This is a genomic window from Stutzerimonas kunmingensis (assembly GCF_021432085.1).
Classification (GTDB): Bacteria; Pseudomonadota; Gammaproteobacteria; order Pseudomonadales; family Pseudomonadaceae; genus Stutzerimonas.
Genome location: NZ_CP090366.1, coordinates 1,553,308 through 1,576,796 on the forward strand (window position 1 = coordinate 1,553,308; position 23,489 = coordinate 1,576,796).

Here is a 23,489-nt window from a genome sequence, read left to right on the forward strand (position 1 = left end):
TGTCCTTGTTGCGGTTGGTTACGCCACCTGGTCAGTGGCGGGTTGGGTGTTGCTCGGGTCGTGGGCGTCCAGCCAGGCGGCCAGATCGCGCAGGTAAACAACGGGTGGCGCCTTGCGGGTGACGTCCGTGCGGGTGTAGCGCAGGCGGACGCGGCCCTGGTGGATCAGCTTGATCAGCGACTCGACGTCGCCGATGTGCGGCAGGTACTCGGCGCGCACTTCGTCCAGCGGCAGGCAGGGCCGGTCGTAGCGGCGCAGCAGTTGCTGGTAGGTGCTGCTCACGGTGTTGCCCCTCCGATCTCCCCGCGCCCCTCTGTAGTGCGTGCCGGGCTGGGCGCGGTGTGGCGCAGGCGGATGAGTTCGGTGATGCCCTCGATGGTCTTGCCAAGCTGGCGGTCGACGATGTTGCCTGCGGCATCGGTGATGACGCAGGCGTATGGCGTCGCCGGGTCGGTGGTCAGCGTGACGTAGGGCAGAAAGCTGCGCGGCAGCACGGCGAACAGGGCGCACCAGAGCCGGCCAAGGTCATCCGCGTGCGGTTGGTTGGCGCGCAGGTGGATGATGGCCTCGGTGCAAGCGCCGCGCAGGGTGTCGGCAGATACCACGCTGGGGTGGTCCAGATACAGGCTGGTGAGCTTGAGCGCGCCGATTGCGTGTTGGTTGGCAGAGATTGTCATGCGGCGGCGTCCTTCTTGGTGACGGTGATGCCCAGCTGCTCGGCCAGCCAGCCGATCCCCTTTTCGGTGGCCATGACCACGCCGTAATGGCTGTAGGTGCTGATGGCCGGGTTCCAGCGGCTGCGGGTGTCGACGAACAGTCGGCCGCGGCTGCGCTCGGTGCTGATGAGCTCGCCGGCGTGGTTGAGCAGGCCCAGCTCCCGCATGCGGGCGCGCAGCTTGCGCGGGCCGATGCCGAGCACTGCAGCGGCCTGGTCGAGGGTGCGGTTCATGGTGGCGGGCCTCAGGCTGTGGGGCTGGGGGCCGGGGCGGCGCGGAGCATGGCGTGCCACTGGCTATCCGGGCTCTCGCCATAGCCATCTTCGTAGCGCTCGGTCGCCGCGTGAAACGCCTCGCGCATTGCCTGCGTCGGCTCCATCGGCACGAGCTGCCATCCATCTGGAGCCTGGGCTGGCTTTGCCTTCGCGTTCAGCTCACTGGCGGCAGCGTTGAATGCGGCCGTTGCTGCTTGCAGGTCGCTAGGGTCTGCCAGTTGTTCGAGCTGGACGGCGTTCCAAGCATCGTGCGCTTCGGTCGCGGTATCAGCGCCCTCGACCGCCTGGCAGCCGCGATAGCGGCACTTCACTCCGTGGATAAACGTGCTGCCGGAAGGCGAGTAGTCGTAGCCGATTGCAGCCCCATTGCACTTGCTGCAAGGCAGCAGCGGTGCGGGGTATGTGCGCTGCGGAATTGCCTCGGCCGTATCCAGCGTGCCGTTGGCGACGGCCTCGACCCAATCGGCCAGGTGCTGCGCGTTCGCGCCGTCGTTGCGCTGGAGGGTCATGCTGTGGCGCTGCTCGCGCATGAACAGCACGGCCAGCAGCTGATCGCCGCTGTCGCTGGTGAATGGCTCGATGCTGAGCTCGGCGCGCAGCTCGCGGGCGGGCTGGGTGAGCAGCAGGGTTTCGCTACCGGCCTGGCTGGCGAGCAAGCCAAGGGCGGCTTCGCTGCCTCTGGTGAGGGAGAAGGTGCTCATGCTGCGCCACCGAACGGACCGAAGTCCTCGAAGGCGGGGAGGGTGTGGCGCTTGAGCTGTGCGGCGCGCAGGGTGACGTGAGCGGTCAGGCCGGTTTCACGTTCGATGCGGCGTACGGTGAAAGGGTTGGATGCCGCTGCCGGGTGCAGGAAGACCGGGCAGCGGGTGCTGCTGTGCTGTGCTGTGTCCATTGTCGCGATCCCGTGGTAAGTGGGTACGCGGCAATAATCCGTCAACGAATTTATCTAGTCAATACGTATAGGGATTAAAATACCAAAGCGGCTTTCCGCGATGAGGCGACGCCTATTAGTGGCTGTCTCGAAACTCTTGGGCGAGGCGTGCAAGGTAGCGCATCAAATCTCTCTGGCGGGCTTGACCATGAGCATCTGGCCATAGAAACGCTAACAGCTGGTAGCTCTCTTCTTCGAGCTCGCCCTGGACATACACCAGCGCGGCATCTTGCCCTGGTTTTCCAGGCTGGCAGACGCGGTAATACTGCGCGCGGTCCTGTGGAAAGCGGCCGGGGGGAAGCTTTATGTGGATGTGCATCAACGAGGATTTAAGCGCTTCGGGAGGCTGCGTGTAGCAGACGTCACGCCCAAAATAATGCGGCGGGTTGGTACGGTCGGATTCTACGTACCGCTGAAAGTCAGCCCTTAATTTCTCGGCAAGGCCGGGATAGCTGGCTTCTATCGGAGCGAACAGTTCGGAATATGTGGAGCTATTGAAGGTAACGATTACCGCCATTCGCTAGGCAATCTTCGCCAGATGCCTAGTGGAATGGTCTGCAAGCGCTTTCAGCCCTTCCATGTCGATGTCGCTCTCGAAGTAGTCCGGCGTTTCATGAGCTTGGAGAAGAAGATTCTCAAGCTGAACCAGTCGGCCTCTGACCTTCGCCACTGAGCGGCGCAAGCCCATGTGCGCCTCCTCAATATCAGGCTGAACGATGGTCCCACGCAGGGCCGCCTCTAGCGCTCTCGTCATGCTGATGTGGTGTGGAAGACGCTCAAACAGCTCTGCGTCGAAGCACCCGCGCTTAAGAGTGGCCTGAATTGCTTGCGCGTAGAGTCCGTCCAGTTCATTGAACTGGTCCCGGATCTCTTCGATTATGCGGCGCTGGTCCTGTCGGTTGACTGGCTTACTCGGGCGTTCCGCATGCGACGATGAAGAACGCAGATGCGAAGCCTGTGCAGCAACCGAATAATCTCCAACCATTGCCAGCGTGGCCATGATCAGCGATGAGGCAGCGAGATTGAGAGCCATATCTGCGTCTCTTTTGGGTGCAAGCATGTTTCAAGTGGCCGGCGAGTATACGGATATAAAGACCGCGTTGCCACTCGCCAGTTCTGTATCTTTACACCTTTGGTTCGGATTCTGTCCAGTCTCTGCCCGCGGTCTACCGTCGTTTCCGCTTGATCCATGAACCAGTCACTACACCGCAGAAGCTCGTTTGTTCTGGCATATGCAGGATTCGATTCGGAAATTCCGGGTTCAATGCCAGAAGGTATGTGCCGTCCTCGGTTATCTGCAAGCGCTTGAACGTTACCTGGCCATCCGGAGTGCGTACGACAACGTCATCGTTGTGCATGGGGACCAGCTCGGGCTCCACGAGAAGAATCTCCCCGGTTCTGTACTCTGGGGACATGCTCAGCCCTCGGACCTCTAGGCAGTAGGCGGAGGGGCTATGGGGGAAAGGGCAGTCTAGCCAGTCATCGGCAAAGCCAGGTTCAAACAAATCTATCGCCTCGCATAAATCTCCGGCGCGCACCCATGAAATCAGAGGTACGCGTTGATGCAAGGCGGGCCCAGGTCCCAAGGTCGAGTCTAGGGTTTGCGGATCGGGCTGGCGGAGGCCGAGTACTTCAGCCATGTCCAACCCAAGGGCGCGAGTGAGGCGCTCGATGTAATTGATCTGCGGGTTCTGGAACTCACCCTTGAGGATGCGGTGCACGGTGGATTGGTTAAGGCCGGCTCTCTTGGCTAGCTCTGTCTCGCTCCAGCCCAGCTTTTCGCGCCTTGCCGCCAGCGTGGCGGCGATGTGACCGATCGAAATAGCCATGCCGAGATTATTCCTTTGCGAATTATGCAAAGCGTATTGCGGCTGACAATTCCGATGCGTATTATCTTGCTCAATGCGTAGCCGGATACATTCCTTTGTCATGACTACTCCCTCGATCACTGAAATGCTGAAAGCGCTTATCGAAGCTGGGATGACCCAGCAAGGCATCGCTGATGCTATTGGCGTTACTCAGCCGACCGTTTTCCGGGCGCTGAATGGCGCTGAGCTCCGTTACTGCATCGGTAAGGAGCTGGAAAAGCTCTATGCCGAGAAGAGCGGCGGCGCCGGCTTCGAAGCTGACCGCCGCCAGGCGGAGCGTAGGCGCGGAGAGCGGCGCCAAGGCGAACGCCGCGCCTAACCAGAATCACAGCCCGCCTTCAGGACACAGCACAGCAGCACACGTATCAGGCGGGAGCCGGCCCGAGAGTCTTACCAACGCCATCGGGCCGGCGCCGGGCAAGCAGCCCAGAAACACAAAAGCCTGTCGCTACGGCGGCAGGCTTGTATAGAGGTCGAGAACTGGGGACCCACTTACCACAGCAAGAACCCCAGCCTCGACGGTCCGGTAACCGGTTACCAGCCGGCTACCTCAACCCGCGACCCGTGGACACAGCAGTCATGAGGGTCGCGTGCTGTAGGTGAACTGTAGGGCAATGGCCCGGCGGTTGGCTACAGCGTTACAGGGGCATTAACGCTATGAGCCGTAAAGACCTTTTGCCGGGCGCCGGCCCGGTGCTGACCACCCGCCAGGCGCTGTACCGCGCCACGCGCGATGCGGTGGGTGGGCAGAACGCGGTGGCACTGACCATCGGCATCGACCCCGACGAGCTGAGCAAGCGCGTCAACCCTACGGGTAACCGCCCGCTGCACCCTGAGTTCCTTGAAGAGATTGTGGCGACCACGCGCGACCCGCGCCTGCTGGCGGCGTTGGTGCGCCCGGCCGGCGCGGTGGCGTTTGTGCCGCAGCCGGTACCGGCTACGCGCGATGCGCTGAAGGCTTTGGGCGCGCTGCTGCAGGCCGAAGGCGAATTCGTGGGCAGCCTGCACGATGGCGCCGAGGACAATTGCTGGGAGCGGCACGAGGTGGAAGCGCTGCGCTACCACGCGAACAAGATGATCGGCGAGATCCTGGGGATTGTGGCCGGCGCTGAGCAGGCGATGGAAGCGGAGGCGGTGTGCCATGGATGAGCATCTGATCGAACGTGCCCAGCGGGAGCAGGACGAGGAGCTGCAGCGCCTCATCGCAAGTCGCGTGCAGTACCAGGGTGAGAGCCTGACCGAGTGCGAAGGGTGCGGCGGCGAGATTCCGAAGGCCCGCCGCGAGGCGGTGAAAGGTTGCCGGATGTGCACCGAGTGCCAGGGCATCGAGGACAAGCGGAATGCGGGGGTGCGGCGTGGTTGAGCGCGTACCGCTGACGTTGGCCGACCTGACCGAGCTGCTGCAGTACATCCCCGCCGATGACCGCGACACCTGGTTGCAGGTGGGCATGGGCATCAAGGCGGAGTTCGCCAGTGCCGGCTTCGACGCCTGGGATACTTGGAGCGCGACGGGCGCTGGGTATAAGGCGGGCGATGCGAAGACGGTTTGGCGGAGCTTCCGCAAGGCCGGCACGGGCATGGGCACGGTGATCAAGCTGGCGAAGGACAACGGCTGGCGGCCGCGCCGGGAGCCGATGACTGCCGAGGAGAAACGCCGCCTGAATGCCGAGGCGGAAGCCCGGCGGGCGGTGCGGCAGGCTGAGATCGAAGCGGACGAAGCACGGGCCTCGGTGATGCGCGAGGCGGTGGCCAGCGCGTGTGAGCTGATCTGGACGAAGCACTGCAAGCCGCAAGGCGAAAGCCCCTACCTGGAACGCAAGCAGGTGGGGGCTTTTGGCGTTGGCTTCTTCCATTACACGGTTGTGCTTTCCATCGATGACGAGCGGCAGCGCTGCGATGTGTGGGTGGGGAGTGAGACGCGCGAGTTCTTCGCCAACCTGCCGAAGCCGCGGCCAGATTCGATCAGCTTTCTGATGTTCAAGAAGGGCAGCATTGCCATTCCGCTGCGCGATGCGGCGGGGAAGCTGTGGAGCCTGCAGGCGATCAATGAGCAGGGCACGAAGCTGTTCCCGAAGTACGGGCGCAAGGCGGGTTGCCGGCATGTGCTGGGTGACCTGGCCGCCGCGGCGGTAATTGGCGAGGCCGAAGGCTATGCGACGGCTGCCAGTGTGCATATGGCGAAGGGCTGGCCGGTGGCGATGGCGCTGGACTCCGGCAACATGCCGGCGGTGGCGCGTGACCTGGCGGCCCAATGCCCGGATGCGCTGCTGGTGGTGGCCGGTGACGATGACCCGACGAAGCCGGGCAACCCGGGCCGCAAGAAGGCGGAAGCGGCGGCGGGAGAGGTGGGTGGCATTGCTGCCTTCCCGATGCTGCCGGCCGAAGGCGCCGCGGGGCAGGACTGGAACGATGTGCATGTGGCGTGGGGGCTGGAGGCGGTAGCGCAGCAGCTCGATGCGGCTGTTGCGGCTGGCAAGCCTTCCCCGGCCCCATCCGAGGCCGAAGCCGCTGCGCCGGCCGGCTCCTCCGACAACGGGGGGCAGGGGGCGGGCTTCACGCCCGAGCAGGTGCTGCGGCGGTTTGCGCTGGTTGAAGGCACGACGCAGGTATGGGACCAGGATAAGAAAGCGGCGATGAAGAAGACCGCCTTCGAGGCGCTGGTGGGCAAGCCGCTGGCGAAGACCTGGCTGGATGACACGAACAAGAAGCTGATCGGTGCCGATGCGGTGCGCGAGATCGAGCAGGCGCGGCGCATGGCGGGCAAGAAGGTCGGGGCGCTGGGCATGCCGCCGACCGAGCGCTATGTGTACATCGACGGGACGAAGGATGTGTGGGACCGCGAGAAGAAGCGGCGCATCCCGGAAGGGGCGGTGAAGATGGCGCTGGGCGATGCCTATGCGCTGTGGCTCAACAGTGCCGAGCGCCGCACGGTGGACGTGGACCACATCGTGTTCGACCCGACGATGACGAAGGACCCGGCGACGTACATCAACACGTTCGAGGGGCTGCCGCTGGAGCCGGTGCGTGATGATGCGGCGTGCGAGAACCTGCGCTGGCTGATCTCGTTTCTCTGTAACCACGACGGCAAGGCGCTGGACTGGCTGACGAAGTGGCTGGCCTTTCCGCTGCAGCACCCGGGCGCGAAGCTGGACACCGCTGTGCTGATGCATTCGGTGATGGAGGGTTCGGGCAAGAGCCTGTTCTTCGCGGACACCATGGGTGCGCTGTATGGGCAGTACGCGGCGACGGTGGGGCAGACGCAGCTGGAGTCGAACTTCAACGCGTGGCAGAGCCGGAAGCTGTGGGCGGTGTTCGAAGAGGTGGTCAGCCGCGACCAGCGTTACAACCAAGTGGGCAAGATCAAGCATCTGATCACGGGCAAGACGGTGCGGATGGAGTCGAAGTTCATCAATGGTTGGGAGGAAGCCAACCATATGAATGCGGTGTTCCTCTCGAACGAGATTCTGCCGTGGCCGATCAGTGACAGTGACCGCCGGCTGCTGGTGATGTGGCCGCAGGAGACGTTGCCGCCGGAGCGGCAGCAGGCGATCGGGCGCGAGCTGGCCAATGGTGGTGTGGCGGCGCTGTATGCGTGGCTGCTGGCGGTCGAACTGGGCGACTTCAACGAGCGGACGCGCCCGCCGCATACCGATGCACGGCAGCGCCTGGTGGCGTTGAGCCGGGCCGGCTGGCAGACCTTTCTGCACCAGTGGCGTACGCAGGAGCTGGGGCGCGGGCTGTGGGGTGGCTGCCTGTCGAGCGACCTCTATTCGCTGTTCCTCGAGTGGTGCCAGCGCAACCGTGAACACGCGATGAGCCAGACGAAGTTCAGCCTGTTCATCAGTTCCGAGGTGGAGAAGACGGCACGACCGATCCCCTGGACGGATGGCAACTCACGGCGCTTTGGCGCGTTCTTCATCCCTGACGATCCGAACTCTTCCCTGCCCCCATCTCTGACGAGCGCTGCGCTCGGCCAGTTGGTGAAGGATTGGCGTGCGAAGGCGCGGGAGGCGGGCTGGGACGTGGATGGCTGGGATCATGTGAAGGGGAAGGCAGCATGAGTGCGCGCGATGGTGTGTCGGGTGTGTTGGGTTGTGTCGGGTTTGGTTTTGCGACCCAACACAGCGCGGAGCTAGCAATGGCGGGGCTTTGCGGCGTGTGTGCGGGGTGTGTTGGGTTTGACGCGCGCGCAGGCGTGCATGCGCCGATTCGTTTGGCTGTTTCAAAGGCGGCGCTGTTTTTTTCTTATGCGAGGGCTGAAAAACCCAACAAACCCAACACACCCGACACAGATGCTTTGAAGGCATTGATTTGTAAGGGTTTTGAGTGTGTCGGGTTTGTGTTGGGTTGGGCGTTTGTGTGTCGGGTTGGTTTTGCAGGGGAGGTGGGCCGTGATTGAGGCAGTCGAGGCGTTGTTGCAGCACTGGGGAGAGCGGTGCCGCGGCGGGCTGGGTTCGCCTGGAGCGGCTGGCTCGTCGCCGCTGGCGGTGGCGATGCAGTACGGCGGGATGATCCCCACTTCTGGTCGCGGCTCGATGGGGCTGGCTGGCGCGGTGGATCACGCTGCCGAGGAGGTGGATGCGGCCATCGGAACGCTCAAGCAGGCCGGGCTGGCACAGGACCGCAAGCTGGCGAAGGCGTGGAAGCTGGCGGGCCGCACCGGGCGCCCGCCGTTCTGCCTGGAAACGCAGCTGGTGAAGCTGGCCATGGTGCGCTACCTGCCAGACCCGATCCCGACGGTTAAGCAGCAGATGCGGCGGGTGAAGATCGGTTCGGAGCGGACCTATCACGACCGGGTGCAGCAGCTGCACGAGCGGGTGAGGGCAGAGCTGGAATACCGCCGCCGGATGCAGCGCGTGCACGGTGGGCGTTACGTGGCTTAATTCCTCGGGCCACATTGGCGGGAGATAACCGGCAGATAAGCATTAGATAACCGGAACATTGCCGGGTGGCGTTAACTCACCGTTTACGCCGCCGCAGTCGGGGGGTACAAAGCGCATAACAGGTCAGAGCAGCGCCAAGGCGATGACCGAAACGAGCCTAACTTGCTGTGTCAGGCAAAGGCCGGTTCCCCTGCCGGTCACCTCTCAAAGCCCCGCCATCGTGCGGGGCTTTGTCTTTTCTGGCTGATGGCGCCGCCATCGCCCTTGCCCGTCGCCATGCGGGCTTTTTTATTCGCAGTTCAGGAGTGCGGTGCATGTCGACCGAACAGCAGATGCAGCAGTCGCTGGCAGACCTGCCGGCGTGGATGCTGATCCTTGTCGCGCTTGCTGGGCTGACCGGCGAGATGTGGCGCGCCGAGGCTGCTGGTGTGGCTGTCGGGGTGCTGGTCAAGCGGGTGCTGCTGCGCTTCGGCAGCTCGGCGCTGTTCGGTGTGTCGATGCTGATGTTCGTCTACTGGCTCAAGCAGGACTATCTGCTGGCCGGCGCGATGGGCATCGCCGTGGGCCTGATCGGCGCTGACATCGCCGGTGGCATCTATGCGCGCTACCTGGCCAAGAAGGCGGGAGTCTGCAATGTCGAGCGGCAGGGCTGACCGGCGCGGCACGGCTGCGTCACGCGGGTACGGCTACCGCTGGCAGCTGGCCCGTGAAGATCACCTGAGGCGCAACCCGTTTTGCGGGGGGTGCAGCAGCCCAGCCCGCCCGGTGCTGGCGCAGGTGGTGGACCACAAGACGCCGCCCCGGCTGAAGGAAGCGAAGGCGAGCGGTGACCCCGAGCGCATTGCGGCTGCCTGGAGGTTGTTCTGGTCGCGGGATAACTGGCAGTCGCTGTGCACCAACTGCCACAGCTCGGACAAGCAACGCTTCGAGAAGTCGGGGCGTCAGCCAGGGTGCGGCACCGATGGCCGCCCGCTCGACCCGCGCCACCACTGGCACCGCCCAGGGTAGGGGGGGTGAAAAATTCAGGCGGCGACCCGCTCTAGACCAGTCCCCCAACTCCGTGTGCAACGGCGGGAAAAATGGAGAGGGGGGGTATCCGGAAACCGAAGCGCATCAGAGGTTATTTATGGCCGGAAACAGTAACTCGGGACGCCCGGGCAAGCCGGCGCACCTGCACCTGCTGCAGGGTAACCCGAGCAAAAAGAACGCCGACCAGTTGCTGGCCGAGGTGCTGGAACCGGCCGTGCCGGTCGACGCACCGCCGAAGCCTGACTGGCTGAGCGCCGAGGCTGCGGCCGAGTGGGATCGCGTGGTTGCGGACCTGCTTACCCTCGGCTGGATCAGCAAGTTGGACATGATGGCGCTGGCCACCTATTGCGAAGCGGTAGCGGACTGGCAGCGCTTCCGCCGGCTGATCGCCGAGCACAACGCCAAGGCTGAATGCAGTGGCGACATCCAGACATTCGCCACTGGCGCCAAGCAGATCAGCGTGTGGCGGCAGCTGGCCAACGACGCCGAAAAGCGCGCGAACGCCGCCGGTGCCCTGTTTGGTTTCTCGCCGATGGCCCGCCGCAACATGAAGGCGGCGGCCCCGCAAGGTGAGCTATTCCCCAATGAACAACGAGACGCTGCCGCCAAGTACTTCAGTTGACCGCGTAACCGCATTCGCCCAGGCGGTGCTGGCCGGTGAGCTGGTCGCAGGCCCTGACGTGCGTAACGCCTGCAAGCGCCACCTGCGCGACCGCGATACCGCCGAACTGCGCGGGCTGGTCTGGGATCAGGCCGCGGCTGACAAGGCGCTCGGCTTCTTCGAGGAAGTGCTCTGCCTGAACGGCGGCGAGTACGAGGGCGAGCCCTTCGTGCTGGCGCCCTGGCAGGCCTTCGTGGTCGGCAGCCTGTTCGGCTGGTACACCGTCGACGGCTACCGCCGCTTCCGGATGGCCTACATCGAGACGGGCAAGGGCTCCGGCAAGTCGCCGCTGGTGGGTGGCATCGGCCTTTACGGCCTGGTTGCCGACGATGAGCAGCGCGCCGAGATCTACGCAGCCGCCACCAAGCGCGACCAGGCGATGATCCTGTTCCGCGATGCGGTGAGCATGGTCAACATGTCGCCCGCGCTGGTGCGCAGGCTGGTGCAATCGGGCCGGGACGAGAAGGTCTGGAACCTGTTCTACCCGAGCACCAATAGCTTCTTCCGGCCGATCAGCTCGGACGATGGTCAGTCCGGCCCGCGTCCGCACATCGGCCTGCTGGACGAGCTGCACGAGCACAAGAGCGCCACCGCCGTAAACATGATGCGCGCCGGCACGAAGAACCGCCGCCGCGCCATGATCGTCATGATCACCAACAGCGGCAGCGACAAGAACAGCGTCTGCGGTCAGTACCACGAGCTGGGCAAGCGCATCTGCGCCGGCATCGAGGACAACGACAGCCTGTTCGCCTTCATCTGCTCCCTGGACGAAGGCGACGACCCGTTCACCGATGAGAGCTGCTGGGCGAAGGTCAACCCCTCGCTGGACTTCGTAGCTGATCCGGAGCGGCAAACCGAGGGCATTCCCGGCCGCAAGTACCTGCGCGAACAAGTCGCCGAAGCGCGAGGCCTTCCGGCGAAAGAGGCGGTCGTGCGCCGTCTGAACTTCTGCCAGTGGACCCAGGCGGACAACCCCTGGATCGGCTGGGACGTTTGGAGCGCCGCTGAAGAGCGCGTGCCCATGCGCCTGCTGCGCAACCGCCCTGCGGTGGCGGGGCTCGACCTGTCGAGTACCACCGACCTCACGGCGTTCGCGTTGCTGTTCTACCCGACCGAAGCCGACCCGCACTGGCGGCTGCTGCCGTACTTCTGGATTCCGGACCATCAGCTCGAGGAGCGGGAGCGCCGCGACAAGGTGCCCTACAGCGTCTGGATCAAGGACGGCCATCTCGAAACCACGCCGGGCAAGGCCATCAGCAAACTGCATGTGCTGCGCCGGCTGCAGACGATCTGCGACTACTTCGAGGTGCACCAGATCGCTTACGACCGCTGGCGCATCGAAGACCTGCGCGAGCTGATGAACGAGCACGGCATCACGCTCCCCGAGCTGACCCCGTTCGGCCAAGGCTTCAAGGATATGGGGCCGGCGGTGGATGAGTTCGAGCGGCGCCTGCTGGGTACCGTTGCGGAACCTGACGTGCTCGACCTGGACCCCGGCGACTACCAACTGGTACCGCGCGAGGCGGGGGAAGTCGAAACGCTGCGGCACGACGGCAATCCGGTGCTGACCTGGAACGCAGGTAATGCCATCACCGTGTCTGACCCAGCCGGCAACCGCAAAGTGGACAAGCAAAAGGCGATCGGCCGTATCGATGGCATCGTCGCCGCGATCATGGCGACCGGCATCAGCGGCGCCGGCAGCGTGAGCAGCGGCACCTCAATCTACGAAGAAGGCACGGGCATATGAAATTGATGGTGCTTTCCTGGCTGGCCGGGTTGGCTGGGTTCGGCCTACTGGTGGCGGGTGTCGCCCTGCTCAGCATTCCCGCCGCGCTGATGGTGGCCGGTGGTGGGCTGCTCGGCTGGTCCTATCTGGCCGACCGCGCTGCTGCCAAACTCAACGCAAAAGGGGGCTGACATGTTCTTTTCCAGCCTTCTCGGCGACACGCGTGGCAGCGTCACCGAAAGCAACGACTGGTGGCGCGGGCTGATCGGCCGCGGCAAGAACAGCAGCGGGATGGTCGTCACGCCGGAAACGGCGCTGGGCATCCCGGTGCTGCAGAACTGCGTCACCCTGCTGGCCGAATCCATCGGCCAGTTGCCCCTCGAGCTGTATCGCCGGCAAGGGCAGGGCCAACGCGAAGCCGCCATCAACCATCCGCTGTACGACGTGCTGCGCTACCAGCCCAACGGCTTTCAAACGCCGTACGAACTGCGCGAGTGCACCCAGCTCTCCGCCGGCCTGCGCGGCAACGGCTTCCAGCTGATCGAACGGCGCGACGACGGCAACGTGGCTGCGCTCTGGCCGCTGGATACCAGTAAGGTGATCACCTACAAGGGCGGCGACATGCTGCCCTACTACCAGGTGGGCAACCATCCGGAGCGGCTGCCGATGCGCATGGTTCACCATGTGCGCTGGCACACGGTCAACCACTACACCGGGCTGTCGCCCATCGAGCTGCACGCCGAAGCGGTGGGGCTGGCGCAGGCGGTACGCCAGTACACTGGCAAGAGCTTCGCCAATGGTGCGGCGGTTTCAGGTGTCATCGAGCGGCCCCGCGAGGCGCCGCCGATCAAGGATCAGGCGAGCATCGATCGCATTCTGGATCAGTGGGGTGACAAGTACGGCGGCATGGACAACGCCAAGAAGGTCGCGCTGCTGCAGGAAGGCATGGCCTTCAAGCCGATCAGCATGAGCCATGTTGATGCCGACATCGTCAACATCCTCAAGCTCAGCGGCACCGACGTAGCGCGGATCTACAAGATCCCGCTGCCAATGGTCAACGACCTGGAGAAGTCGAACTACAACACGCTGGAGCAGCTACTGATCCAGTTCGTGGTTTTCGCCTTGCTGCCGTGGGTCAAGCGTCACGAGCAATCGATGATGCGTGACTTCCTGCTGCCCAAGGATCGGCGCGACCACTTCATCGAGTTCAACCTGTCCGGCCTGCTGCGCGGCGACCAGAAGAGCCGCTACGAGTCGTACGCCATTGGCCGTCAATGGGGCTGGCTGAGCGTCAACGACATTCGGCGGCTGGAGAACATGCCACCGGTTGCCGGTGGCGATGTGTACCTGCAGCCGCTGAACATGGTCGATGCCGGCAAGGGCATGCCCGACCTGAACAACCCCAACGTCCGCGCGCAGCTCGAACTGCAGCACGCTGAAATCGAGAGGATCCTGGCGCAATGAAAGCCTATCTCAGAGCAGCCAGCCTGCTCTTCAACCAGCCGCTGCTGATTACCCCGGACATGCTCGAACTGGGCGTGCGCTGGGCCAACCAGGCGATGAGCCTGAACATCGTCAACGTTGGTGCCAGTGACGGCGCCCGAATGATCGAGGACGAAGGGCACAACGACCGCATCGCGCTGGCCGAGGAAAGCCGGCGTCAAACCATCGCGCGCACCGGCATTCAGGTCATCGACGTGCACGGTGTGCTGGTCAGCCGCGGGGCGCACCTGCAGCCCTGCGAAACCATGACCAGCTACGAAGGGCTTCGCCAGCAGCTTCGCGCCGCGGTCGCTGATCCGATGGTCGAGCACATCGTGCTGGACATCGACAGCCCGGGTGGCGCCGCTACCGGAGCCTTCGAGCTGGCTGCGGACATTCGCGCCATGGCCCAGCAAAAGCCGATCACCGGGGTGATCAACTTCAGCGGCTACAGCGGTGGCTACATCATCGCGGCGGCCTGCAGCGAGATCGTCGTCAGCCAGACCAGCGGGGTCGGCTCGATTGGCGTCATCGCCAGCCACTACGACCGCAGCCAGATGAACGAAAAGCTCGGCGTGAAGGTGACCACCGTTTACGCCGGCTCGCACAAGAACGACCTGACGCCGCATGAGCCGATCAGCGACCAGTCGCTGAAGGTACTGAACGACCTGGTGCAGGAGAGCTATCAGCTGTTCGTCAACGCCGTGGCCGATTACCGGGGGCTGTCCGTGCAGCAGGTCATCGACACCCAGGCAGGTCTCTACCGTGGCAAGGCTGGCATCGCCGCGGGGCTAGCCGATCGGCTGCAAAGCCCGCAGCAGGCCGTGGATGAGATATCCCAGGCCATCGCCCAGGCGCGAGCCCAGCGCAGCCCGACGCGGATCGGCATGCGCGCCGCCGCAGCCGACTTGCAAACCCGATTCTGACCGCGTTCGCGGCAGCTAACCCGAGCCCGCCCAGTGCGGGCTTTTTCATGCCCAGGAGACACCCGATGTCCAAAGTACTTCAACTGCGAAGCGAACGCGCCCAGCTCAACACCGAGCTGCAAGCGTTGGCCAAACTTGAGGCTGACGGTACCAGCCTCAATGCGGAGCAGCTGGCCAAGTTCGGCGAGCTCGAAGCACAGATCAACACCCTGTCCGACAAGATCAGCCGTGCCGAAAGCGCGGAGCGTGCTGCCGCCTCGTCCGCCGTACCGGTGAACGAAGGCGCCCAGGGCATTACCAGCCCGCCGGGCAGCCGTGTGGAAGGCCCGTACAACCAGCCGACCAAGCCCGATGTGGCAATGGCTCAGATGGTGCGTTTGCTCGTGCAAGCGCAGGGCAATCAGCAGCAGGCCGCCGAGCTGGCCAAGGTGAACGGTTTCGGCGCCGACGTGCATATGGCGCTGTCCACCGTGACCGCTGGTGCCGGCGGTGTGCTGGTGCCGGAAAATTTCAGCTCCGGCGTCATCGAGTCGCTGCGTCCGAAGTCGGTGGTTCGTCGCATGGGGGCGGTCAGCCTGCCGCTGAACAACGGCAACATGACCCTGCCGCGTATCAGCGGCAATACCTCGGTCAGCTACATCGGTACCGAGCAGGATATCCCGCTCACCGAAATGACCTTCGCCGATCTCAAGCTGTCGGCCAAGAAGGCGGCGGCCATCGTGCCGATCTCCAACGACCTGCTGGCCTTCTCCGGCGTCAACCCGCGCGTCGATGCGCTGGTCAGCAGTGACCTGGCCACCAGCATGGGCCTCTCCGAGGACCTGCACTTCATCCGTGGCTCGGGCGTCGACCCGCTACCCAAGGGCCTGCGCAACTGGGCGCCGGCTGGGCACATCATCGCTGCGCCGGCCGGCGTCACCCTGACTGACGTCGATACCTTCCTCGGCGGCCTGATGCTGCGCCTGGAGGTGGCTAACGTCGACCTGGCTGCCTGTGGCTGGCTGATGCACCCGCGCACCGTTCGCTGGCTGCAGAGCCTGCGAGATGGCAACGGCAACAAGGCCTATCCGGAGATCGATGCCGGCCTGCTCAAGGGCTACAAGTGGGCTCTCACTACCCAGATCCCGACCAACCTGGGCGCGGGCGGCAACGAGTCCGAGATCTACTTCGTCAACTTCGCCGACTGCTACATCGGCGAGGTCGAGCAGCTGGCCATCGCCATCAGCACCGAGGCCTCCTACAAGGACGGCGAAGGCAACGTGGTCAGCGCCTTCCAGCGCGACCAGACATTGATCCGCGTGATCAGCAAGCACGACTTCGGCCCGCGCCATATCGAGTCGATCGCCATCGGTACCGGCGTCACCTGGGGTGCCGGCATGTAACTGACTGCCCCGCCCGCCGGCGGGGCGTCCCTTGAACCAAGCGAGACTCCAACATGAGCAAGCCGACCATCATCAAGTTCAAGAAACCCTGGCAGGGCTACGGCCCGAACGAAGTAGCCGGGTTCGCCAAGGAAAAGGCCGATCAGCTGATCGAAGCGGGCGTGGCGGAAGCCTACGCCAAGGGTAAGGGCGCCACGGCCCCGCAGCCTGCCGCACCCAAGGGCGGCGCCGCCGGAGCTACAAACACTGGTGACAACACCGCCGAGAACAAAACCGGCGATAACGACACCGTCGACGAAGACAAGAAGCCCTAAGCCATGGCCAAGCGAATCGCCTACACCGGTCCGCCGGTTCTGACGCTCGAAGAAGTGGCCCGGCAATGCCGGGTCGAAGTCGACGACCTGCAGCCGGAGCTGATCGAGATGATCATCATCCCCGGCGTAACGGCCCAGTGCGAGGCGCGGACCGGCGCGGCGATTCGTGAAGCCACCTATGAAGAGGAGTGGCCGCCGGCCTACGGCTCCGGCCACGCCCTCGACGTGGGGCAGGTCAAGGAAGTGCAGTCGGTGAGCGTGCGCGAAAGCGACGGCTCACTGACCGCCCTGCAGGTGCCGCATGTGCTACAGCACAGCGCCCGCGAAAGCTTCCTCATCTTTCCTGCCGGGCGTCCTCCGGGGCGCTTGGTGATCCGCTACAGCGCCGGGGTCGATCTGGATGCTTACCCGGGCGTGAAAAGCTGGATGCTGATGCACGCGGCGACGGCCTTTGAGAATCGGGAAACCCTGATTGTCGGGACCATTGTCGCTGAGCTTCCCTCGGGTTACATGGATGCCCTGTTGGCTGAAATAACCCTACCGCCGAGGTTCTGATATGCGAGCCGGAACCCTACGCAACAAGGTCATGATATTGCGGCCCGTGATGGTCCCAGGCACGACCGGAAGCCCGATAACGGAATGGGATGAGTTCTGCCGCCCCTGGGCCGAGGTCAAGGGCGTATCCGGCCGCGCGTTTCTGGCCGCCAGCGCCGAACAGTCGGAAGTCACCTTCGAGATTCGCATGCGCTACCGCGCAGACATTACCGCCGGGATGCGCGTGACGCATCACGGCATCACCCTGGAAATCGTCGCGCCGCTGCCGGATGAACGCCGCCAGTGGCTGCGCCTGATGTGCAAGACGGTGAGACCATGATCAAGCAGAAGACCCCGGCGCAGATTGTCGTGATAAGCGATGGTGCGCGCGCCCGCGTCGAGCTGGATGGGCTGGATATCTCCCGGATGTGCAGCGCCGTTACTGTCACGCATAACGCCGGCAAGATGCCGGCCGCGAGCCTGACGCTACACGCCATGGCTGTGCGGATTGAGTCGCGCGGCGTTGTGTGCGTCGACGGCTCCGACCTTCCCGAATCGCTAGAGCTTGCTTTGCTTGAGCACCTGCAGAGCAAGCACGGCGGCCGTTGCTGATGGACGTATCGCTAGACGTGATCGGCCTCGATGCCCTGGGCGATGACTTCCTGCAGCTGAGCCAGGCCCTGCAGCGCAAGGTTGCGCGCGAGGCCGTGCTGGCCGGTGCGCGGGTGGCGCGCGACAAGGTGCGCGAGTCCGCCCCGGTGCGAACCGGCAGGCTCAAGCGCGGCACCGTGGCCACCGTGGCGCGGCGCAGCGATACCCCCGGCGAAGCCGTCGCGGGCGTAAAAATCAGCGCGCCGCGTAGCGACAAGCTGGCCCCGTTCTACTGGCGGTTCATCGAGCTGGGCACCCGGCACATGATCGCCGCCCCGTTCATCCGCCCGACCTGGGACGCCAACCTGCCCGCCATCGAGGGCGCCGCCATCAGCCGCCTGGCCGCTGGCATCGACAAGGCCATCACCGGCCTCTGAGGCAACCATGTTTCTTGAAGAATCCATTTATGCCCGCCTGGGGCCGCTGGTGGCTGGGCGGGTGTTTTCTGGCGTCGCTCCCGCGGGCACGGTGGCGCCGTACATCACGTACACCATTGTGGGCGGCTCCGAGGGTTTCACCTTCGGCGGGCCGGATGGCTCCGCGCGCGCCCAGGTGCAGGTCGACGTATGGGCCGCCGACCACCTGCAGGCCCTGCAACTGGCCAAGGCCACTTTCGACGAACTGACCCGCTACCCGGCGCCCGGCTTTGGCTGTGGCGGCGTCCAGCGCCTGCCCGATGAGCGCGAAAGCGACCTCTACGGCATCCGCTGGGAATACACCCTTCACCCCGAGGAGTAACCCCGCATGACCGCGAAGAAATCGAAAAGCCAGTCGGCGCTCGGCCTTGAACTGGGCATGACTGATACCGCGCAGACTGACCCCGCCGCCGCGGGTCTGGAATACGTCGAGCTGAATGTCGTTATCAAGGATATCGACCTGCAGGACGGCCAGACCGACGAGCACGAAACCACCACGTTCGCCAGTGATGCCAAGGAATACGAAGGCGGCCTGTCTGACTCGGCCAACGTCACTCTGGCCGGCAACTGGGCACAGACCGACCCCGCGCACAAGGCCGTGATGAAGGCCAAGGACGATGCCGCCCTGCGCGCCTTCCAGATCAAGCACAAGGATGGCTCCACCGGCAAGTTCCTGGGCTTCGTCAAGCAATACACCTACAAGGCTTCGGCCGGTGGCGTGCTGGCCGCGACCTTCATGGTGCGCGTGAGTGGCAAGGTCATCTGGTCCGATCCCGTGGTGGGCCCGTAATGGCGGCCCGCAAGGCGGCGCCCGCCGCCTCGCTGCGCGCCCAGGTGGTGGACCCGTTCCGCAACCTGAAAAGCGAAGTCGTAGACGTGCCCGAATGGGGCGCCAAGGTCGTGGTGCGCGGCCTGAAACTCGGCGAGTGGCGCGAATACAACCGCATGGCGGCCCTGCTGTCGCCGGCGCTGGTCGAGGGTGATACCCAGGCCGATGCCGAGCGCGAGCGCGAGCCTTGGGAAGCCTTCGGCATCGACGCGCTCTATGCGTTCGTGGTGGTGGCCAGCCTGCACGACGAGAACCGCGCGCCGGTGTTCAGTGCCGAGCCGGTCCAGCGTGCCCAGGATGTGGCCGAGGTGGCCGCGACCTTTTCCGCCGTGCATGACCGCCTCGCCGCCAAGGCCTTCGAGCTAAGCGGCATCGGCATGGCCGAGAAGGGCGAGGCGCCACCCGATCCGGTGGACGAAGCGGGAAACGGCTAAAGGCGGAGCCGGGGTTGGCCTTCGCGCTGACCCTGTGCCTTCGCCTGGGCAAGACCCTCGGCGAGCTGGATCAGATGCCCGTCGAGGAATTCAACCTGTGGCGCGCCTATGACCGCGAATCGCCGATCAGCGATATGCGGCATGATGTCATGGGGGCCATCATCGCGGCGGCACCGCTGCAGGCGGCCGGCGCGAAAGTCTCGGCTGCCGACATGCTGCCGCCCTGGGCGCGCGTCAGCGACGAGCAGGAGGCCGCCCAGGCGGAACCCGTGGACGCTGCCGAAACCTTCTTCGCCTTCCTGCGCGGCCGTGCAGCCGTGACGGAGAGCGCCGAGGTCGAGTGATGTTAGAGTGCCGCCTTTTTTGGGAGGGAATCTATGCGTCTACTCGCTTGGTGTGCGCCTGTGTTGCTGATTGGTAGTTTGGCCGCGTGCGGCTCGCACGATATGTATAGCGACATGCTGAACAATGACTTTCCGAGCGTTCGCGCGGTGTCGCCGCCAACTTCGATGGTTGGAACATGGACGGGAAGCATGGGGCCGTACTTATCGACGCTACGTTTGGATGCGTCGGGAACTGGGTTGCTTTGCAGTAGCTGGAACGGGAAGGATTCGATTTCACGAATCAAGTTCGACGGCCAGCAGATCCGATCCCAAGATGGTGGTCGACTGAATGTCGCTCGCGCGTCGCAGGAGTCAATGGCTGTGACCGCGCCCTATTACGGAGGTGCGGACTACTCGCTGCGCAAAGATGGTTCGCTGACGGAGGCGTCTTACTACTGCGCCCAGCAGCTCAGATGAAAAATGGCCTAGCCAATGCCCGCCTCGTGCGGGCTTTTTTTTGCCTGGAGAATGGCGATGTCTGGACAAACGCTCCGCTCGCTGGTGGTCAGTGTTTCGGCTGAAACCAGTTCCTATCAGCGGGAAATGGCGCGAGCCAGCCGCATGGGGGCCAACTACCTGCGCACCATCGGTGACGGCAACCGCCAGGCCGCGGCCGGGTGGCGGGCGCAGCAGGCGGCGATTCAGGCGCAGAACAGCGCCTTGACCGAGTTGAGTGCCACCGCCGGCAACTACGCCCGCGCCATGCTCGGCGCCCTGGCGGTCGGCAATGCCGTGGCCGAGGCCGACAATTGGGGGCAAGTGGCTTCACGCTTGAAGATGGCCACCGCCTCGCAGGAGGAATACCGCGCCGTCTCCGAGAAGCTGATGGAAATCAGCGACCGGACCTACAAGCGTTACAGCGATCAAGCCGAACTGTTCATCACCTCGGCCAAGCGCATGCGTGACATGGGCTATGCGACGGAAACCGTCACCGGGTTCGTGAACGTTTTAGCCTCTGGGCTCACGCTCAGTGCCGCCAATGCTGAGGACACCGCCTCCGTCATCAAGTCAGCTGGCGAGGCGATTGCCATTGGAAAGCTGCAGGGCGATCAATGGCAGAACATGCTTACCAAGGCGCCGGCCATAGTTAACGCCTTGGCCGACGCTCTGGGCGTAACCAGCGCCGAGCTGGAAAACATGGCGCGCAACGGTGAACTCGTCACCAGTAAATGGATGCCAGCCCTTATCAGCAAGGAAAAGGAACTGGCTGATGCAACCGAGCGGATGCCCACCACCGTGGGTGATGCTCTTCAGCGGCTGTCCAACCACTACGCCCGCTGGCTGGGCCAGCAGAACGAAGCCAGTGGCGCCACCGCCAACCTGGCCGAACTGATCAACCTGCTGACCGACAACCTCGACGGCCTGGCCGTGGCGGTGCTGGCGGTCGGTGCTGGTGGGCTGACCAAGTGGGCGGCCACCTCGACCGCCGCGCTGCTGGCGGAAATCAACGCCGTGCGCGCATCCATTGGCGCCACCGTCGGGCGTGCGAAAGCCCAGCTCGACGCCGCCAATATGGCGGTGCGGCATACCCAGGCCGAACTCGCCAGCGCCCAGGCGCATGCCCAGGCGACGCGCTTTACCGATGCCCACACCGCCGCGCTGTCCCGCCTGCGCCTTGCCAAGCTGGCCGACCGCGAAGCGACCCTGGCCCAGGCCACGGCACAGACCGCCTACAGCCGCGCCGCGGCCGTGGGTAGCCGCGCCGTGTCGGGGCTGCTCGGCGCCCTGGGTGGGCCGATGGGGCTGGCCATCCTGGCGGCCGGTACGGCGGCCAGTTTCCTGCTGTTCGCCGACCACGGCGACAAGGCGGCCACCGCCGCGGTGGACCTGAAACGCCCCATCGCCGAGCTGCGCGAGGAATGGGAAAAGCTCGCCGACGTACAGCGCCGGCCGATGATCAACAACCTGCTGCAGCAGCAGGCCCAGGCGCAGCAGGCGGCGCGCGATGCCCTGGCCGGGATTGGCCAGATCACCAGCGCGCCGGACCTGTACAGCAACAACTTCACCGCCTCGCGGCGTGACCGCGTAGCGGCTACCCAGCAGTTCGGCACGCGCGTGCGTGCCGGCATGGATGTGGACGAAGCCACCCAGGCGCTGATCGAGGCCGTGGGGCCTTCCGAGGAACTGCGCGCGCAGATCGAGCAGCTGGCCGCCAGCTACGTCGAGCTGATTGCGAAAAGCCACCAGCTCGGGGAGGGTGCCAACGAGCTGCAAGGCCAGATGAAGGGCCTGGCCGACTCCATGGAAAACGTGGTCAGCCTGTCGCCCGAGCTGGCCAGCGGCTGGGAAAAGAAGATTGCCGGGCTCGCCGAGCAAACCGCCAAGCTCAAGGACGCCAGCGCCCTGGGTGAGGTCAACCGGCAGATTGCGGCCGATGGCCTGGAGGACACCGCCGCGGGCCGTGCCCTGGCCGAGCGTGCCCGCGCCGCGGCCGCTGCGGTGGATGCTGAGCAGAAGCTGAAAACCGAGCGGGAGGAAGCCGCCCGCGCCGCCAAGAGCAGCGCCGAGGAAGCCGCCCGCGCGGTCAAGCAGCTGAATGACGCCCACGCCCGCACCCTGGCCACCCTGCAGCAGCAGGTCGCCATGCACGGGCAAAGCACCGAGCTTGCGCGCATCCGCTACGCGACCACCGAAGGCGAGCTAAAGGCGCTGACGGCGGCGCAGAAGAGCGAACTCGAACGGGCTGCCGCCGCCAAGGATGCGCTCGACGCACAGCAGGCCTACAAAAGCCTGATGGAGGGCGCGCAGACCGCCGAGGAACGGCTGCTGTCGCAGATGCGCGAGCGCGTGCGCCTGCTCAACGAAGCCCGCGCCGCGGGCGGGGTGACGCCCGAGCAGTACGACGCCGCGCGCGACCAGTTCAGCAAAGCGGCCATCAGCAAGGCGCCGACCTTCGGCGGCCTGGACGCCAGCGTAGGCGGCCCGGCCGGCGAGCTGGTCAAGGTTGCCGAGGCGCAGAAGGAACTCGAGAAGTGGCGCGGCGACGAGCTGGCCCGGCAGAAAGCCTTTCTCGATGAAAAGCTGATCAACGAGGCGCAGCACACCGCGCGGGTGGAGGAAATCACCGCCACCAGCAACGCGCGGCTGGCCGCCATGGGCGATGCCTACAAGGTCGCCACGCTCGGCGTGTTCGCCGACGTGACGGGTAACGCGGCGGACATGATGAAGCAGATGGCCGGCGAGGGTTCGGCCGCCTACAAGGTGCTGTTTCTGGCCAGCAAGGCGGCGGCCATCGCGCAAACCATGGTCAGCACCGAAGTCGCCGCGGCCAAGGCCCTGGAACTTGGGCCGATCATGGGCATCCCGGCGGCCTCGCTGATCCGCGGGCTGGGGTATGCCTCGGTGGGGATGATCGCGGCCACCTCGATCATGGGCATGGCGCATGACGGCATCGACAGCATCCCGCGCGAAGGCACCTGGCTGCTGGATCAGGGCGAACGGGTAGTCGACCGGCGCACGAACGGCGACCTTAAAGCCTTCCTGTCCCGCCAGCCGGCCGCCAATGACGCCGCCCGCACTGGCGGGGCGGCGCCGGTGGTGCATATCAGCATCACCAACGAGGGCGGCGCCGAGGTGGAAACGCCGGCCGGCATGGAGCAGTTCGGTGCCGATATCGGCCGCTTTGTCGACCAGCGTTACCAGCAGTTGCTCGCGCGCGATCTGCGCACCGATGGCGCCATCGGCCGCCACCTGAACGGGAGACGTTAATGCCGCTTGAAACCTTCACATGGTCGCCGCGCCTGGGCGCGACCGGCACCGAGGATGAGCGCACCCGGCGGGTGCAGCTCGGTGACGGTTACGCCCAGTCGGTGGTCGACGGCATCAACGCGGTGACGCACAGCTGGGCGCTGACGTTTACCGGTACGCCCGAGTACCTGCAGCCGATCCGCGACTTTTTGCGCCGCCACGGCAAGGCCAAGGCCTTTCTCTGGACGCCGCCGCTTGGCGAGCTGGGCCTGTACCAGCGCAGCGAACTTTCCCTGACGGGGCACGGCCGGGTTTACACCCTGGCCGTTACCTTCGAAACCGCATACCACCCGTGAGGCACG

At 64.9% G+C, this 23,489-nt stretch carries 33 protein-coding genes; 25 read left to right on the forward strand and 8 right to left on the reverse strand.

Translation table 11 applies throughout. From position 1 onward, the window contains the following. Positions 1 to 18: 18 nt before the first annotated feature. From LW136_RS07255 to LW136_RS07290, 8 genes are all read right to left on the reverse strand, one after another. Complete coding sequence (locus LW136_RS07255; protein WP_038662318.1) at positions 19 to 282, reverse strand: pyocin activator PrtN family protein; 264 nt, start codon at positions 280 to 282, stop codon at positions 19 to 21. Further along, positions 279 to 677, reverse strand: coding sequence for a hypothetical protein (locus LW136_RS07260; protein WP_234174826.1), 399 nt, complete (start codon positions 675 to 677; stop codon positions 279 to 281). The genes LW136_RS07255 and LW136_RS07260 overlap by 4 nt, the downstream gene beginning before the upstream one ends. Continuing rightward, complete coding sequence (locus tag LW136_RS07265) at positions 674 to 949, reverse strand: hypothetical protein (protein ID WP_213574688.1); 276 nt, start codon at positions 947 to 949, stop codon at positions 674 to 676. Before LW136_RS07265 ends, LW136_RS07260 begins: the two co-directional genes overlap by 4 nt. A gap of 11 nt (positions 950 to 960) precedes the next feature. Continuing rightward, a complete protein-coding gene (locus LW136_RS22895; protein ID WP_234174827.1) occupies positions 961 to 1,692 on the reverse strand; it encodes a hypothetical protein in 732 nt (243 codons plus the stop codon). Continuing rightward, positions 1,689 to 1,883 (reverse strand): hypothetical protein, encoded by a 195-nt coding sequence (locus tag LW136_RS07275; protein WP_102857031.1) that lies wholly within the window; start codon positions 1,881 to 1,883, stop codon positions 1,689 to 1,691. Before LW136_RS07275 ends, LW136_RS22895 begins: the two co-directional genes overlap by 4 nt. Before the next feature lie 115 nt (positions 1,884 to 1,998). Then, positions 1,999 to 2,439: a type II toxin-antitoxin system YafO family toxin gene (locus tag LW136_RS07280; RefSeq protein ID WP_234174828.1), complete on the reverse strand. Its 441-nt coding sequence runs from the start codon at positions 2,437 to 2,439 to the stop codon at positions 1,999 to 2,001. 3 nt (positions 2,440 to 2,442) lie between these two features. Beyond that, positions 2,443 to 2,955: a hypothetical protein gene (locus LW136_RS07285; RefSeq protein WP_234174829.1), complete on the reverse strand. Its 513-nt coding sequence runs from the start codon at positions 2,953 to 2,955 to the stop codon at positions 2,443 to 2,445. 133 nt (positions 2,956 to 3,088) lie between these two features. Further along, positions 3,089 to 3,853 (reverse strand): LexA family protein, encoded by a 765-nt coding sequence (locus tag LW136_RS07290; RefSeq protein ID WP_234174830.1) that lies wholly within the window; start codon positions 3,851 to 3,853, stop codon positions 3,089 to 3,091. Between LW136_RS07290 and LW136_RS07295 the strand changes: the two genes are divergently transcribed. The 25 genes from LW136_RS07295 (at position 3,852) to LW136_RS07415 (ending at position 23,483) form a co-directional block, all read left to right on the forward strand. Next, a complete protein-coding gene (locus tag LW136_RS07295) occupies positions 3,852 to 4,109 on the forward strand; it encodes a helix-turn-helix domain-containing protein (protein WP_234174831.1) in 258 nt (85 codons plus the stop codon). The genes LW136_RS07290 and LW136_RS07295 overlap by 2 nt on opposite strands. A gap of 338 nt (positions 4,110 to 4,447) precedes the next feature. Then, on the forward strand, positions 4,448 to 4,939 hold the full coding sequence (locus LW136_RS07300) for a phage regulatory CII family protein (protein ID WP_038662306.1): 492 nt from the start codon (positions 4,448 to 4,450) through the stop codon (positions 4,937 to 4,939). Continuing rightward, a complete protein-coding gene (locus LW136_RS07305) occupies positions 4,932 to 5,153 on the forward strand; it encodes a TraR/DksA C4-type zinc finger protein (protein ID WP_234174832.1) in 222 nt (73 codons plus the stop codon). The genes LW136_RS07300 and LW136_RS07305 overlap by 8 nt, the downstream gene beginning before the upstream one ends. After that, positions 5,146 to 7,851: a DUF5906 domain-containing protein gene (locus LW136_RS07310; protein WP_234174833.1), complete on the forward strand. Its 2,706-nt coding sequence runs from the start codon at positions 5,146 to 5,148 to the stop codon at positions 7,849 to 7,851. Before LW136_RS07305 ends, LW136_RS07310 begins: the two co-directional genes overlap by 8 nt. Further along, positions 7,848 to 8,189 (forward strand): hypothetical protein, encoded by a 342-nt coding sequence (locus LW136_RS07315; RefSeq protein ID WP_234174834.1) that lies wholly within the window; start codon positions 7,848 to 7,850, stop codon positions 8,187 to 8,189. Before LW136_RS07310 ends, LW136_RS07315 begins: the two co-directional genes overlap by 4 nt. Continuing rightward, positions 8,182 to 8,673, forward strand: coding sequence for a hypothetical protein (locus LW136_RS07320; RefSeq protein WP_234174835.1), 492 nt, complete (start codon positions 8,182 to 8,184; stop codon positions 8,671 to 8,673). The genes LW136_RS07315 and LW136_RS07320 overlap by 8 nt, the downstream gene beginning before the upstream one ends. 314 nt (positions 8,674 to 8,987) lie before the next feature. Further along, complete coding sequence (locus LW136_RS07325) at positions 8,988 to 9,326, forward strand: phage holin family protein (protein ID WP_038662298.1); 339 nt, start codon at positions 8,988 to 8,990, stop codon at positions 9,324 to 9,326. 473 nt (positions 9,327 to 9,799) lie between these two features. Continuing rightward, on the forward strand, positions 9,800 to 10,324 hold the full coding sequence (locus LW136_RS07330; RefSeq protein WP_213574709.1) for a phage terminase small subunit P27 family: 525 nt from the start codon (positions 9,800 to 9,802) through the stop codon (positions 10,322 to 10,324). Further along, the gene (locus LW136_RS07335; protein WP_234174836.1) at positions 10,287 to 12,110 is read left to right on the forward strand and encodes a terminase large subunit; all 1,824 of its coding nucleotides are present in this window, start codon (positions 10,287 to 10,289) and stop codon (positions 12,108 to 12,110) included. Before LW136_RS07330 ends, LW136_RS07335 begins: the two co-directional genes overlap by 38 nt. Beyond that, positions 12,107 to 12,280 carry a hypothetical protein gene (locus LW136_RS07340; protein WP_213574713.1) on the forward strand — a complete coding sequence of 58 codons (174 nt, stop codon included), beginning with the start codon at positions 12,107 to 12,109 and terminating at the stop codon, positions 12,278 to 12,280. The genes LW136_RS07335 and LW136_RS07340 overlap by 4 nt, the downstream gene beginning before the upstream one ends. A gap of 1 nt (position 12,281) precedes the next feature. Further along, entirely contained in the window at positions 12,282 to 13,553 is a 1,272-nt protein-coding gene (locus tag LW136_RS07345) for a phage portal protein (RefSeq protein ID WP_234174837.1), read from the forward strand. After that, positions 13,550 to 14,497 carry a S49 family peptidase gene (locus tag LW136_RS07350; RefSeq protein ID WP_234174838.1) on the forward strand — a complete coding sequence of 316 codons (948 nt, stop codon included), beginning with the start codon at positions 13,550 to 13,552 and terminating at the stop codon, positions 14,495 to 14,497. The genes LW136_RS07345 and LW136_RS07350 overlap by 4 nt, the downstream gene beginning before the upstream one ends. A 65-nt stretch (positions 14,498 to 14,562) precedes the next feature. Beyond that, positions 14,563 to 15,879, forward strand: coding sequence for a phage major capsid protein (locus tag LW136_RS07355; protein WP_234174839.1), 1,317 nt, complete (start codon positions 14,563 to 14,565; stop codon positions 15,877 to 15,879). A gap of 53 nt (positions 15,880 to 15,932) precedes the next feature. Next, positions 15,933 to 16,193: a hypothetical protein gene (locus LW136_RS07360; RefSeq protein WP_234174840.1), complete on the forward strand. Its 261-nt coding sequence runs from the start codon at positions 15,933 to 15,935 to the stop codon at positions 16,191 to 16,193. A 3-nt stretch (positions 16,194 to 16,196) separates the two neighbouring features. Beyond that, positions 16,197 to 16,748: a head-tail connector protein gene (locus LW136_RS07365; protein ID WP_234174841.1), complete on the forward strand. Its 552-nt coding sequence runs from the start codon at positions 16,197 to 16,199 to the stop codon at positions 16,746 to 16,748. 31 nt (positions 16,749 to 16,779) lie between these two features. Continuing rightward, positions 16,780 to 17,067 (forward strand): phage head closure protein, encoded by a 288-nt coding sequence (locus LW136_RS07370; RefSeq protein ID WP_234174842.1) that lies wholly within the window; start codon positions 16,780 to 16,782, stop codon positions 17,065 to 17,067. Beyond that, on the forward strand, positions 17,064 to 17,339 hold the full coding sequence (locus tag LW136_RS07375; RefSeq protein ID WP_234174843.1) for a hypothetical protein: 276 nt from the start codon (positions 17,064 to 17,066) through the stop codon (positions 17,337 to 17,339). Before LW136_RS07370 ends, LW136_RS07375 begins: the two co-directional genes overlap by 4 nt. Next, entirely contained in the window at positions 17,339 to 17,755 is a 417-nt protein-coding gene (locus tag LW136_RS07380) for an HK97-gp10 family putative phage morphogenesis protein (RefSeq protein ID WP_234174844.1), read from the forward strand. Before LW136_RS07375 ends, LW136_RS07380 begins: the two co-directional genes overlap by 1 nt. A gap of 7 nt (positions 17,756 to 17,762) precedes the next feature. After that, a complete protein-coding gene (gene gp17, locus LW136_RS07385) occupies positions 17,763 to 18,116 on the forward strand; it encodes a tail completion protein gp17 (RefSeq protein WP_234174845.1) in 354 nt (117 codons plus the stop codon). A gap of 6 nt (positions 18,117 to 18,122) precedes the next feature. Next, positions 18,123 to 18,584: a phage tail tube protein gene (locus LW136_RS07390; protein ID WP_234174846.1), complete on the forward strand. Its 462-nt coding sequence runs from the start codon at positions 18,123 to 18,125 to the stop codon at positions 18,582 to 18,584. Beyond that, positions 18,584 to 19,057, forward strand: coding sequence for a phage tail assembly chaperone (locus tag LW136_RS07395; protein ID WP_234174847.1), 474 nt, complete (start codon positions 18,584 to 18,586; stop codon positions 19,055 to 19,057). The genes LW136_RS07390 and LW136_RS07395 overlap by 1 nt, the downstream gene beginning before the upstream one ends. A 14-nt stretch (positions 19,058 to 19,071) precedes the next feature. Continuing rightward, a complete protein-coding gene (locus LW136_RS07400; protein WP_234174848.1) occupies positions 19,072 to 19,401 on the forward strand; it encodes a phage tail assembly protein T in 330 nt (109 codons plus the stop codon). Positions 19,402 to 19,434: 33 nt separating this feature from the next. After that, entirely contained in the window at positions 19,435 to 19,857 is a 423-nt protein-coding gene (locus tag LW136_RS07405; RefSeq protein WP_234174849.1) for a J517_1871 family lipoprotein, read from the forward strand. A gap of 57 nt (positions 19,858 to 19,914) precedes the next feature. Next, the gene (locus LW136_RS07410; protein WP_234174850.1) at positions 19,915 to 23,148 is read left to right on the forward strand and encodes a tape measure protein; all 3,234 of its coding nucleotides are present in this window, start codon (positions 19,915 to 19,917) and stop codon (positions 23,146 to 23,148) included. After that, positions 23,148 to 23,483 carry a phage tail protein gene (locus LW136_RS07415; RefSeq protein WP_234174851.1) on the forward strand — a complete coding sequence of 112 codons (336 nt, stop codon included), beginning with the start codon at positions 23,148 to 23,150 and terminating at the stop codon, positions 23,481 to 23,483. Before LW136_RS07410 ends, LW136_RS07415 begins: the two co-directional genes overlap by 1 nt. Positions 23,484 to 23,489 lie beyond the last annotated feature (6 nt).